This window comes from Mesorhizobium sp. M4A.F.Ca.ET.022.05.2.1, from assembly GCF_003998845.1.
Lineage (GTDB): Bacteria > Pseudomonadota > Alphaproteobacteria > Rhizobiales > Rhizobiaceae > Mesorhizobium.
In genome coordinates, this window is sequence record NZ_RZOJ01000158.1 from 1 (window position 1) to 12187 (window position 12187).

Annotated in this window: 10 protein-coding genes and 1 pseudogene; 5 read left to right on the top strand and 6 right to left on the bottom strand. The window is 66.6% G+C overall.

All coding sequences use genetic code 11. The features are described from left to right. From EN745_RS18070 to EN745_RS18080, 3 genes and pseudogenes are all read left to right on the top strand, one after another. Nucleotides 1-785, top strand: a pseudogene (locus EN745_RS18070) (NAD(P)(+) transhydrogenase (Re/Si-specific) subunit alpha); the annotation flags it as partial. Beyond that, entirely contained in the window at nucleotides 785-1204 is a 420-nt protein-coding gene (locus EN745_RS18075) for a proton-translocating transhydrogenase family protein (RefSeq protein ID WP_126057005.1), read from the top strand. The pseudogene EN745_RS18070 and the gene EN745_RS18075, both read left to right, overlap by 1 nt. Nucleotide 1205: 1 nt before the next feature. Continuing rightward, entirely contained in the window at nucleotides 1206-2603 is a 1398-nt protein-coding gene (locus tag EN745_RS18080; protein WP_127421905.1) for an NAD(P)(+) transhydrogenase (Re/Si-specific) subunit beta, read from the top strand. 78 nt (nucleotides 2604-2681) lie between these two features. Here the strand turns inward: EN745_RS18080 and EN745_RS18085 are convergent, their stop codons facing one another. The 6 genes from EN745_RS18085 to EN745_RS18110 are packed head-to-tail and all read right to left on the bottom strand — an operon-like array spanning nucleotide 2682 to nucleotide 9788. Further along, nucleotides 2682-3143 (bottom strand): MarR family transcriptional regulator, encoded by a 462-nt coding sequence (locus tag EN745_RS18085; protein ID WP_127421906.1) that lies wholly within the window; start codon nucleotides 3141-3143, stop codon nucleotides 2682-2684. Then, nucleotides 3140-3724 (bottom strand): amino acid synthesis family protein, encoded by a 585-nt coding sequence (locus EN745_RS18090; RefSeq protein ID WP_126057007.1) that lies wholly within the window; start codon nucleotides 3722-3724, stop codon nucleotides 3140-3142. Before EN745_RS18090 ends, EN745_RS18085 begins: the two co-directional genes overlap by 4 nt. Then, nucleotides 3717-4598 (bottom strand): UPF0280 family protein, encoded by an 882-nt coding sequence (locus EN745_RS18095; protein WP_127421907.1) that lies wholly within the window; start codon nucleotides 4596-4598, stop codon nucleotides 3717-3719. Before EN745_RS18095 ends, EN745_RS18090 begins: the two co-directional genes overlap by 8 nt. Continuing rightward, the gene (locus EN745_RS18100; RefSeq protein WP_126057009.1) at nucleotides 4598-6139 is read right to left on the bottom strand and encodes a 6-hydroxynicotinate reductase; all 1542 of its coding nucleotides are present in this window, start codon (nucleotides 6137-6139) and stop codon (nucleotides 4598-4600) included. The genes EN745_RS18095 and EN745_RS18100 overlap by 1 nt, the downstream gene beginning before the upstream one ends. Further along, nucleotides 6136-8931, bottom strand: coding sequence for a molybdopterin-dependent oxidoreductase (locus EN745_RS18105; protein WP_127421908.1), 2796 nt, complete (start codon nucleotides 8929-8931; stop codon nucleotides 6136-6138). Before EN745_RS18105 ends, EN745_RS18100 begins: the two co-directional genes overlap by 4 nt. After that, on the bottom strand, nucleotides 8928-9788 hold the full coding sequence (locus EN745_RS18110) for a xanthine dehydrogenase family protein subunit M (protein WP_127421909.1): 861 nt from the start codon (nucleotides 9786-9788) through the stop codon (nucleotides 8928-8930). The genes EN745_RS18105 and EN745_RS18110 overlap by 4 nt, the downstream gene beginning before the upstream one ends. Nucleotides 9789-10040: 252 nt before the next feature. Here EN745_RS18110 and pncA point away from each other — a divergent pair, with 252 nt between their 5' ends. Then, complete coding sequence (gene pncA, locus EN745_RS18115; protein WP_126057012.1) at nucleotides 10041-10655, top strand: bifunctional nicotinamidase/pyrazinamidase; 615 nt, start codon at nucleotides 10041-10043, stop codon at nucleotides 10653-10655. Between the two features lie 34 nt (nucleotides 10656-10689). Beyond that, entirely contained in the window at nucleotides 10690-12114 is a 1425-nt protein-coding gene (locus tag EN745_RS18120) for a sodium:proton antiporter (RefSeq protein WP_245487761.1), read from the top strand. Nucleotides 12115-12187: the final 73 nt, after the last annotated feature.

The following is a 12187-nucleotide window of genomic DNA, read 5'->3' on the forward strand; positions in this document are numbered from 1 at the left end:
CCGTGCCGGCGGCCAAGGCCTTCATCATGGGCGTCGGCGTCGCCGGCCTGCAGGCCATCGCCACCGCGCGCCGGCTTGGCGCCGTGGTCACCGCCACCGACGTGCGTCCGGCGGTGAAGGAGCAGGTGCAGTCGCTCGGCGCGAAATTCCTGGCCGTCGAGGACGAGGAGTTCAAGGCGGCCGAGACGGCGGGCGGCTATGCCAAGGAAATGTCGAAGGAATACCAGGCCAAGCAGGCGGCACTGACCGCCGAGCACATCGCCAAGCAGGATATCGTCATCACCACGGCGCTGATTCCCGGACGTCCGGCGCCGAAGCTGGTGTCGGCGGCGATGGTCGCCGCAATGAAGCCGGGCTCGGTGATCGTCGACCTTGCGGTCGAGCGCGGCGGCAATGTCGAGGGCGCGGAAGCCGGCAAGGTCGTGACCACGGCCAATGGCGTCAAGATTGTCGGCCATCTCAACGTGCCGGGCCGGGTCGCTGCGTCGGCCTCCCTGCTCTATGCCAAAAACCTGTTCGCATTCCTCGAGACGCTGGTCGACAAGGAGAGCAAGACGCTTGCCATTAAGCGCGACGACGAACTGGTCAAGGCGACCATGCTGACCGATGCTGGCCAAGTGGTGCACCCCAACTTCGCCAAGGCCGACCAGCAGCCGCGCGTTGAACCGGCGGCGATCCCGGCGACGACCATGGTCGCCGACGCCGCGCCGAAAGCCGCGCCCAAAAAGGCGGCTGACAAGAAAAGCACAAGCAAGCCCGCTGCCAAGTCGAAGGGGATCGCGTGATGGACGCCTTGCAGAAAGCCCTCGACCAGCTCGATCAGGCAACCGCCGCGGTCAGGCTCGCGGTGCACGATCTGGCCACCGCCCCAGCCGCCGAGGCAGCGGGCGACGCCGCTCATGCGCTCTCCGGCGGCGCCATTGACCCCTTCGTCTTCCGCTTCGCCATCTTCGTGCTGGCGATCTTCGTCGGCTACTACGTCGTCTGGTCGGTCACGCCGGCCCTGCACACGCCGCTGATGGCCGTCACCAACGCCATCTCGTCGGTGATCGTCGTCGGCGCGCTGCTTGCCGTCGGCATCTCGGCCTCCGGCCTTGCAACCGGCTTCGGCTTCGTCGCGCTGATGCTGGTTTCCGTCAACATCTTCGGCGGCTTCCTCGTCACCCAGCGCATGCTGGCCATGTACAAGAAGAAGGACAAGTGACGTGAACGCCAACTTCGCTTCGTTCCTTTATCTTGTCTCGGGCATCCTGTTCATCCTGGCGCTGCGCGGCCTGTCGCACCCGACCACCAGCCGCCAGGGCAACCTCTACGGCATGATCGGCATGGGCATCGCCATCGCCACGACGCTGGCGCTGGCGGTGCCGTCGGCCGGCGGCTTCGGCCTGATCGTGCTGGGGCTCGCCATCGGCGGTGGCGTCGGTGCGGTCACCGCGCGCCGCATCGCCATGACCTCGATGCCGCAGCTGGTCGCCGCCTTCCACTCGCTTGTCGGCCTCGCCGCCGTGATGGTGGCGGCCGCCGCCATCTACGCGCCGGAAAGCTTCGGCATCGGCACGGTCGCCGACATCCATGCCCAGGCGCTGATCGAGATGAGCCTCGGCGTCGCCATCGGCGCCATCACCTTCACCGGCTCGGTCATCGCCTTCCTGAAGCTCGACGGCCGCATGTCGGGCAAGCCGATCATGATCGGCGGCCGCCATCTCATCAACATCGCGCTCGGCATCGCCCTGGTCGTGCTGATCGTGCTGCTCGTCACCACCGAGTCCAAGCTGGTCTTCTGGCTGATCGTCGCCGCCTCGCTGGTGCTCGGCGTGCTCTTGATCATCCCGATCGGCGGCGCCGACATGCCGGTGGTGGTGTCGATGCTGAATTCCTATTCGGGCTGGGCTGCGGCGGCGCTCGGCTTCACGCTTGGCAACCTGGCGCTGATCATCACCGGCGCGCTGGTCGGCTCGTCGGGCGCGATCCTGTCCTACATCATGTGCAAGGGCATGAACCGCTCGTTCATCTCGGTCATCCTCGGCGGCTTCGGCGGCGAGACGGCGGCGGCGGCCGACGACGGCATCGAGCGCACCGTCAAGCAGGGTTCAGCCGACGATGCCGCCTATCTGATGATGAACGCGCAGAAGGTCATCATCGTGCCCGGTTACGGCATGGCGGTCGCGCAGGCGCAGCACGCGCTGCGCGAAATGGCCGACAAGCTCAAAGCCAATGGGGTCGAAGTCAAATACGCCATCCATCCGGTGGCAGGCCGCATGCCCGGCCACATGAACGTGCTGCTCGCCGAAGCCAACGTGCCCTATGACGAGGTGTTCGAGCTCGAGGATATCAACTCCGAATTCGCGCAGGCCGACGTCGCCTATGTCATCGGCGCCAACGACGTCACCAACCCGTCCGCGCGCGACGACAAGGCCTCGCCCATCTACGGCATGCCGATCCTCGACGTCGACAAGGCCCGCACCTGCCTGTTCGTCAAGCGCTCGCTCGGCTCCGGCTATGCCGGCATCGACAACACGCTGTTCTACAAGGACGGCACCATGATGCTGCTCGGCGACGCCAAGAAGATGACCGAGGAAATCGTCAAGGCGTTTGATCACTGATCCGGACGGATCTCAGGACCCAGAAAAAAGCCCGGCTTCGCGCCGGGCTTTTTCGTATCCAGGAACCGCCGCTGCCGGTTAGGCCAGCTTGGCCAGCAGGCGCATGAAGGTCGCGGCTTCCCTGGTCGACAGCGGCGCCAGCGTCTCCTCGGTGATGGTACGGGCAAGCGGGAACAGCCGCTCGACCGCCTCGCGGCCCTCCGCCGTCAGGTTGACAAGCAAGCGGCGCTTGTCGACATCGTGCTTCGAGACATCCACCAGCCCGCGCGCCTTCAGCCGGTCGATGACGCCTTTCACCGTCGCGGCGTCCATGGCGATAAAGGTGCCGAGCTGGTTCTGCGAGGTCTCGCCGATGTCGTAGAGCTTGGCGAGCGCAGCGAATTGCGGCGGCGTCAGGTCGGCGATATGCGCGGCGAAGATCGCGACATGGCGCTGATGCGCCTTGCGCAGGATGAAGCCGACCTGGTCTTGCAGGTGATAGCCGTTTTCGTCGGGTTCTTCGGCCTCGACCAGTCGCAGCAGATTGTCCTCGGTGCTCATCTCAGCCCGTCCCACGCCTTGATGTCCTTGGCCGCCAGGCCGCCCATGCGGTCGTGCACGCGCGGGCCACAGGTCATGGCAAGGCAGAACAGGATCTCGTCGGGACGCGGCCCGTCGCTGATGCCGACTTCCATGGCGTCGAAATGGCTGCGCACATAGGCGGCGTTGATGTGGCCGAGCGGCACGTCGAGCCGCGAACCAAAGGCGCCGACCTTCTTGGCCGACGGCACGATCGCCTTGGCGTCGCCGAGCCGCTCGCGCATGGCGTAGCCGCCCGGCACGTGCCAGAGCGCGCCGTGCTCCAGCTCACCGGCGGAGCCGACGATGGCGCCCTTGCCGTAGCCGTCGATCTGCCTCACGTCACCGCCGAGCGCCGCAATCAGCCGATCTGCCAGCATCAAGCCGAGCGGCTTCAGGTCGTCCATTGCGCCCTGCAGCTCTTCGACGTAGCGGCCGGCAAAGGGGTTCTTCACCACGGCGAGAGCGGCGGCGCGACGGCGTGGCGCTGCCGCCACCGGACCGCCATCATGAAAAATCTCTTCGGTCAGGACCGCGATCTTGCGGATCGGGAATTCAGGCATGGGCAGTTTCCTTCGCTTTGTGCTTGTTGGGCGCGGCAAGCGCCACCGAACCACTGATGCGGGTCTCGCCGGCAAGGAACAGCGCCGAGGCCGATATCAGGCCGCGCCGGCGAAAATCTTCTGCGACGGCAAGCCCGTTGTCCAGCGCCCGCGCCACTTCGCCCGGCGATAGCGTCCCGACGCCCTGCGTCACCAGCCGGTCGCCGAGATCGCTGTCAGGCACAAGATCGCGAGCATGCACGCGCTCGATCGCACGGTGACCGGGCAGGTCGACGGCATTGGCGATGAGGGTCGCCGCGGCATCGGCTTCGGCGCCGGTGCGCGCCAGCACCGTGACAGCGTCGGCAATTCCCAGCGAAAACGAGCGGCCGCGCCAGCCGCTGGTCGCGACACCGCGTACGCCATCTTCGGCATGAATGGCGATGCGGTCGGCAAGGCCATGCCCGGTGCCGGCTATGGCCAGGGTCATCGACTGCCCCGAGCCGAGATGGAGGGCGCTGTCGCCGCCATTGTTGACATAGGCGCGATCGAGCCTTCGCCCGGCAAGCAGTGCACCAAGCATTTCGTCGGCTACCGAGCCGGCGACGGCCGCCATCGGCGTGATGAACATTTGCGCCAGCGGCGCCACCGCCACCTCCATGCGGCGCGCGGTCGGCCCGGCAAAGGCGCGAGGGCGCAAGGCGGCCGGGCGGCGCAGCTCCGGAAGCTCCTCAACCAGTTCCGCCAGGATGGTCTGGAACCGCGCGACGGCCTGACTGTAAGCGGCGCGGCATTCGCCCGCCTCGCCAAAGGTCTCGACGACAAGGTCGATCGGCCCATGGTTGAGGTGAAGCCGCCTGCCGTCGGCGAGCCAATGCGCCTGCGGGCCGGTCATCATCCGGCCCCGTTCGCAGCGGCACGCCGCAGCTGCGCCAGCGGCGGCCATGGGTTGTTGACGGCGGCGCCGGCGCCACGGCGCGGATTGAGGTACTCGCCGCCCCTGGCGAGGATGTCCTCGACGCTGCGGATCTCTGCCTCGTAGCCGCCCAGCCTGACATAGTCGTCGCGGCGCAAGGTGAATTCGATCGGCGCCACCAGCGCCGGCGTCGGCACATAGCCGAAGGCACCTTCTGGCACGCGGGTGACGTCGACCATCAGCGTGATGCCGCCGCCCGGCCAGACATAGACCGGCGCGCCGCCCACTGTAACGTAGGTCCTCAGGCCCTGCACCGAGCGGGTGAGGTTGACCGGGTTCTCGGTGACGCCGGCGCGCAGCGAGCCGCCGGCGCCGCCGATGAACAGGACGGTGCAGAGTGCCGGCTCGCAATTGTCCTCGATCAGGCCGACAGATTTCTGCAGCCGCTCGGGGAACGGCTTTTCGACCGGCTTCAACTGATCGTCGAGCTCGTAGTAGGCGAACTGCTCGCCTGTGGTCGAGACCATCAGCAGCGACAGGCCCGGCCGCGCGCCCTTCTTGGCATTCCATTCACCGAGAATCGACAGCGGATCGGAGATGGTGGTGCCGCCCCAGCCGAGGCCTGGCTCCGACACCTTGAAATAGCGACCGGGCGTCGAGCGACGGCCGATGATCTTGATCCCGGTATCCTGCCAGCCCAGCACCTTGCCGGCCTGATGCTCCGAGACGACGCCGGTGATGTGGTCGTCGACTACCACCACCTCGTCGACAAGGCCGCGCCATTGCGTGGCGAACATGCCGATGGTGGCCGAGCCGCAGCCGACGCGCATGCGGTGCTCGACCTTGCCGTCGATGACCGGCGGTTTGCCGGCTTCAACGATGACCGTCGCGCCGCCATCGATGGTGAGTTCCACCGGCTTGCGGTTGCACAGGTTGAGCAGCGCATCGCAGGTGGCGCGGCCTTCGGTCTTGGAGCCGCCGGTCAGATGATGGACGCCGCCGAGCGACAGCATCTGCGAGCCGTATTCGCCGGTCGTGACGTGGCCGATCGCCTCGCCTTCCGACCGCACTGTTGCCGTCTCGTCGCCGATATGGCGATCGGTGTCGATCTTCACCTTGACCCCGCAGTAGGAGAAGATGCCCTCGGTGACGACGGTGACGAGATCGACGCCGTCGACCTCCTGGCTGACGATGAAGGGCGCCGGCTTGTAGTCGGGATAGGTGGTGCCGGCGCCGATGGCGCTGACGAAGCGCCGGCCGGTGTTGACCAGCTCGCCGTTCCAGGCTTCGCCTTCGGCGACGAACGGCACGACAGCGCCGCCGGTCTCGGCTGCGTGGTCGAGGATGGTCAGCGGGTCCATGCGCACGATACGGCCGCCGACATTGCCGTAGCGGTCGCAGGCGCCGGTGCGGCCGTCGGCGATGTAGCACATGACCGGACAGGCATCGCAGCGGATCTTCTCCGCCACCTGCTTCTCGCCGGGATCGTGGGTTTCGAAACGTTCGGCAAGCTCGCTCATCGGCGCGCCTCCTTGTCGCGGATCGCCGCAAGGATGCGGCTCGGCGTCGCCGGCACCTTGGTGACGAGCACGCCGGTGGCGTGGCGGACGGCGTTGAGGATCGCCGGCGCGGTCGGGATCAGCACGTGTTCGCCCAGCCCCTTGGCGCCGAAGGGTCCTTCCGGGTCCGGAACCTCGACCAGTATGTGCTCGACCGGCGGCACGTCGCCGATGGTCGGGATGAGGTAGTCGTGCAGGTTCTCGGTGCGGCCGGGGATGTATTCCTCCATCAGCGCCATGCCGATGCCCTGCGCGATGCCGCCCTCGATCTGGCCCTCGACCAGCACCGGATTGATCGCCTTGCCGACGTCGTGCGCGGCGGTGATCCTGATCAGCCTTACGGTGCCCAGCTTGAGATCGACCTCCAGCTCGGCGATCTGCGCGCCATAGCCATAGACGGCATAAGGCTTGCCCTGCCCCTTGGCGTCAAGGGGCAGCGTCGGCGGGTCGTAGGTCTCTTCCGCAACGAACACCAATCCGTCGGCATTGGCTTTCAGCTCAGACAGGTCGACACGCCGTGTGGCGTCGCCTTCGCGGATGAAGATGCTGAAGCCGTCGAGCGCGATGGTCGCCCGGTCAGAGACATTGGCAAAGCGCAGGATTTTCTCACGCAATGCCCTGCCTGCCTTTTCGGCCGCCTTGCCGGTCACAAAAGTCTGGCGCGAGGCGGACGTCTTACCGGCGTCGGGCGTGATCGCGGTATCGGCGCACTTCAGGCGAAATTTTTGCAATGGCAGGCCGAGCGCATCGGCGCAGATCTGGCTGATGACGGTGTTCGATCCCTGGCCGATGTCGACGGCACCCTGATGCAGCACGACCTCGCCCGCGGCCGCGATGCCGACCTTGATGGTCGAGGGATTGGGCAGCGAGGTGTTGCCGCAGCCATACCAGCAGGAGGCGACGCCGACGCCCCGCTTTCTGTCCTCGCTGGCGGCGTTGAACGCCTCGGCCTCGGCGAGCGCGCGGGCCCAATGCGGGCGAAGCGCTTCCAGGCATTCGCCGATGCCGACGCCCGACTCGAGGCGCTGCCCGGTGACCGTTTCGGAGCCGTTACGAAGACAGTTTTTCAAGCGAAAATCAAGCCGATCCAGCCCAAGCTTGCCGGCAAGTTCGTCGTAGAGCGTCTCCTGCATGATCGTCGCCTGCGGCACGCCGAAGCCGCGGAAGGCGCCGGAGATCGGGCCGTTGGTGTGGATGGCCCGGCCTTCGGCGCGGTAGTTCGGCGTCAGGTAGGGGCCGGAGGCATGCACCGGCACGCGATTGGCGACGGTCGGACCCCAACTGGCATAGGCGCCGGTGTTGAAATCGCCGGAAAAGACCATGCCGGTGACGCGGCCACCGGCATCGGCGCCGATCGTCGCCTGCATCTCGGCGGGATGGCGCTTGGTGGTCGAAATCATCGATTCATTGCGGGTGTATGCAAGGGCCGCCGGGCGGCCCGTCCTCATCGCCACCAGGCCGATCAGCGGCTGCAGCGAGACGTCGAGTTTCGAGCCGAAGCCGCCGCCGGTGGCGGTCGGCACGATGCGCACCTTGTCGACGGCAAGACCGAGCACCTTTGCCGTGTCGTCGCGGTCCATATAGGGCGCCTGCGTGCAGGCGACGACGACCAGCGTGTCGCCGTCCATGTAGGCATAGCCGGCTTCCGGCTCGATATAGGCATGCTCGACATAGGAGGTTTCGATGGCGCCGGACACGGTGACGGCGGCGCCGGCAAGCGCTGCGTCAGGATCGCCGCGTTCGACGAAGCCTGAGGTGAGCAGGTTCGCCGGACGGTGCCGGTGCAGCAGCGCCGCGCTATCGGCCTTCGCGTCCGAGGGCTGCAGGACATGCGGCAGCTCGGTCCATGAAACCGGAAAATCCGTCAGATCGAGATCGAGGATCGCTTCGCGCTCGCCCGCCACCAGCGCAACCGCCTCGCCGCGAAAGCGCGCTACGCCTTCCGCGAGCGCCGGCTGGTCGGCAAAGGGACCGATGACACCGAAGCAGTTGTGGCCCGGAATGTCGGCGGCGGTGAAAACGCCGGCGATGCCCGCATGGGCGCCCGCCCAGGCTTCGAGATCGCCGAATGCGAAGCGGGCATGGTAGTGGGGCGAGCGGACCACCAGCACGGCAAGCGCGTCGGCCGGGAAAGAGTCGCCGCCAAACTTCTCGTCGCCGGTAACCTTCGGCACTCCGTCGAGGCGGATCGGCGAGGCGCCGACGGCGCGGCCAACCTCTGGCATGCGAGGATCAAGGCTGTCGACGCGCCGCGATGCGTCCATGACGGCGGCGATGATCTTCCGGTAACCGGTGCAGCGGCACAGCACACCGCCCAGTGCGTCCTGCGTCTCGACCTCGCTCGGCTGGGGATTGCGCTCGAGAAGCGCTGTCGCCGCCACCAGCAGGCCCGGCGTGCAGATGCCGCATTGCGCCGCGCCGTGATCGAGGAAGGAAGCCTGCAACGCCGACAGCCTGCCATTGGCAAGGCCCTCGACCGTGGTCACGGTCGCGCCCGACACGGAAGCGGCCGGCACCAGGCAGGCGCAGACCGGGTCGCCGTCGACCAGCACGGTGCAGGCGCCGCAGTCGCCGGCGTCGCAGCCGACCTTTGTGCCGGTCAGCCGCAATTCGTCGCGCAGCACCTGGGAAAGGCGACGTACCGGAGGTACGGAGACGCTGACCGCAGCGCCATTGACCTCGAAGGCGATATCGCTGTGTTCCATGCTGATGCCGGACTGGACTTCGCTCATCTGAGGCTGAACCTGGCTCATGCAGCCACCTGGTCGCCAGCAGTGTGGCCGATAGCGCCAAGCACGGCGCGGGCGACGAGCTCGCGCGCCGCATCCTGTCGGTATTGGGCGCTGCCGCGCACGTCGGCGATCGGCGACAGTTCATCGATCGGCGCGGCGAGCACGACCCGACAGAGGGCTTCGTTGGCCGGCAGGCCGAGCAACGCCGCCTCGACGCCCGTGAGCCGCCTGGCGACCGCCGAGCAGGCGCCGACGGCGATGGCCGCTTCAGCGACGGCGCCATCGTCGACGACAAGGCGCGCCGCCGCCATGGCGATGGAGATGACCAGATAGCGTCGGGCGCCGAGCTTGACGAAGGCAGATGTGCCGCCAGCCGCCGGTTTCGGGACGCGAATGGCGGTGACCATCTCGCCCGATGCCAGGGCGGTGCGGCGATTGCCGAGAATGAACTCGCCGAGCGGCAGACGGCGCAACGCCTTCGCCGAGCGCAGTTCGACCTCGGCGTCGAGCACCAGAAGCGCCGGCACGCCGTCGGCGGCGGGCGAGGCGTTGCAGAGATTGCCGGCGATGGAGGCGACATTCTGGATCTGCACGGAACCGACGTCGCACGCTGCCGCCTTCAACGCGTCGAAGGCCGCCGGAAGCGGATGGCGGACCAGATCGGTCCAGGTGGTGCGCGCGCCGATCAGCCAGTGCGTTTCGCTCTCCACGATACCGCGCAGGGCCGTCAGGCCGTTGATGTCGAGAATGTTTTCGCGAAACGGCTTGTTGCCTTGCGCCGGATAGAAATCGGTGCCGCCCGCCAGGATGCGCCAGCGATCCTCGCCAAGCAAGGCGAGCGCCTCGTCGACCGTGGTGGGTTTCGCGTAACGGATCACGCCTTGCCTTCCCAGAAAAGGGGCCTTTGCGAGGGAACCTGCCGGCGTCCCGCCGGCCAAAATTCATTCGTATGCAAATGATATCAAGTCGGCAGGAATTGTCAAAGCCGGAGTTTCCGGCCTCCGCATCGGCGAGTGGTTCCACGCGATTGTTACGCCGCTGGAGGTTGACGTCGCCGGCCATCTGGTCAAGTTTCTGCGTCCGGTCGCGACAGCGGCATTTTACTTGAGCCCACGCTGAGGAGGAGGCCTATGGCCGACGAAGCGCTTGTTGTCATCGACCTGCAAAACGACTTCTGCCCCGGTGGCGCGCTGGCGGTGGCCGGCGGCGACGAGATCGTGCCACTGGTCAACGACCTGATCCGGCGAACCGAGCACGTCGTACTGACGCAGGACTGGCACCCTGCCGGCCATTCGAGCTTTGCCTCCAGCCATCCCGGCAAACAGGCTTTCGAGACGATCGACATGGCTTATGGGCCGCAGACGCTCTGGCCGGATCACTGCATACAGGGCAGTCTCGGCTCTGATTTCCATTCGGGTCTTGCCTGGACCAAAGCTGAGCTGGTGATCCGCAAGGGTTTCCGCCCGGCGATCGACAGCTATTCGGCCTTCTTCGAGAACGACCACACGACCCAGACCGGCCTGGCCGGCTATCTGCGCGAACGCGGCATCGACACCGTGACGCTGGTCGGGCTGGCGACCGACTTCTGCGTCGCCTTTTCGGCGCTGGACGCCGTCAAGCAGGGCTTCAAGACAACCGTGCGGCTAGACGCCTGCCGCGGCATCGACCTCAACGGCTCGGTCGAGGCGATGCTGAAGCGAATGCGCGAGGCCGGCGTGGTGCTCGAAGACCATTTGTCGGACTGACCGGACTGTGAGGCGTCGAGGGGGCTTCATACAATTGGCGTGGACACTGGCAGCAGGCCTACCAGCCCTGGCTATCCTTCTGTTTCCGCAATTCGCCTTCGCAGCGGAGAACCACGAACTGCCCGGCGAGGCGATGTCGCTCTGGTGGGTGCTGCCATTTGCCGGCCTGCTGCTGTCGATCGCCACCGGACCGCTGCTCTTTCACCACGTCTGGGAGCATCACTACGGCAAGATCACCGCGGGCTGGGCAATGCTGGTGGTGGTGCCGCTGGCGATCGCCTTCGGGATGCCTTCGGCCATACAAGCGGTGCTGCACACACTGCTCACCGAATACATGTCCTTCATCATCCTTTTGTTCGCGCTCTACACGATCTCCGGCGGTGTCCTGCTTGCCGGCAACATCCACGGCACGCCGCTGGTCAATGCCGGGCTTCTGCTTGCCGGCGCGCTGCTTGCCTCCGTGATCGGCACGACCGGCGCCTCGATGATCCTGATCCGGCCGATCCTGCGCGCCAACGACAACCGGCCGTTCAACGCCCATGTCGTCATCTTCTTCATCTTCCTGGTCTCCAACATCGGCGGCTCGCTGACGCCGCTCGGCGACCCGCCGCTGTTCGTCGGCTTCCTGCGCGGTGTCGATTTCTTCTGGACGACCGCCAATCTCTGGCGCGAGACGCTATTCACCGGCGGACTAGTGCTCCTGGTCTTTCTGGGCATCGACACCATGCTGCACCGGCGCGAGGGCGGCATGCCGAAGATCATGGACCCGACGCCGGACAAGGAGGTCCGCCTGCGCGGCCTGCCCAACATTCCGCTGCTGGCCGGGGTGATCGGCGCGATCCTGATGTCGGCGACCTGGAAGCCGGGCGCCGGTCTTTCCATCCTCGGCGTCGGCCTCGAACTGCAGAACCTCGTGCGCGACGCCATCATCCTGGCGCTGGCGTTCGCCTCGCTCGCCGTCTCGCGCAAGAGCCATCGCGAGGCGAACGGCTTCACCTGGGGACCGATCGCCGAGGTGGCGAAATTGTTTGCCGGCATCTTCATCGCAATCGTGCCGGTGATCGCCATCCTGAGGGCCGGCCCCGGCGGCGCGCTGGCGCCGCTGGTCGCGCTGGTGACATCGCCTTCCGGCCAGCCGAACAACTTGGCCTATTTCTGGCTGACCGGGGCGCTGTCGTCCTTCCTCGACAATGCGCCGACCTATCTGGTTTTCTTCGAGCTTGCCGGCGGCGACCCGCAGCGCCTGATGGGCGAATTCGCATCCACCCTCGCCGCGATCTCGGCCGGCGCGGTGTTCATGGGCGCCAACACCTATATCGGCAATGCGCCGAACTTCATGGTCTTTGCGATCGCCAGGCATCGCGGCGTGAAGATGCCGGGGTTCTTCGGCTACATGGCGTGGTCGGGTCTGGTGCTGATCCCCGCTTTCCTGATCGCCGGCTTCCTGTTTTTCGGCTGAGCCGAAAAGCCAACCGGCGCTTCTGCGTATGCGGGGCCAGCGGTTTCTGCTATTGTCGGGGAGGGTGCGGGGT

Excerpts from the sequence above, each read along its gene's own strand:
- EN745_RS18075 (WP_126057005.1), top strand. The coding sequence starts at position 785 with ATGGACGCCTTGCAGAAAGCCCTCGACCAGCTCGATCAGGCAACCGCC.
- EN745_RS18085 (WP_127421906.1), bottom strand. The coding sequence starts at position 3,143 with ATGAGCACCGAGGACAATCTGCTGCGACTGGTCGAGGCCGAAGAACCC.
- EN745_RS18090 (WP_126057007.1), bottom strand. The coding sequence starts at position 3,724 with ATGCCTGAATTCCCGATCCGCAAGATCGCGGTCCTGACCGAAGAGATT.
- EN745_RS18095 (WP_127421907.1), bottom strand. The coding sequence starts at position 4,598 with ATGACCGGCCCGCAGGCGCATTGGCTCGCCGACGGCAGGCGGCTTCAC.
- EN745_RS18100 (WP_126057009.1), bottom strand. The coding sequence starts at position 6,139 with ATGAGCGAGCTTGCCGAACGTTTCGAAACCCACGATCCCGGCGAGAAG.
- EN745_RS18105 (WP_127421908.1), bottom strand. The coding sequence starts at position 8,931 with ATGAGCCAGGTTCAGCCTCAGATGAGCGAAGTCCAGTCCGGCATCAGC.
- pncA (WP_126057012.1), top strand. The coding sequence starts at position 10,041 with ATGGCCGACGAAGCGCTTGTTGTCATCGACCTGCAAAACGACTTCTGC.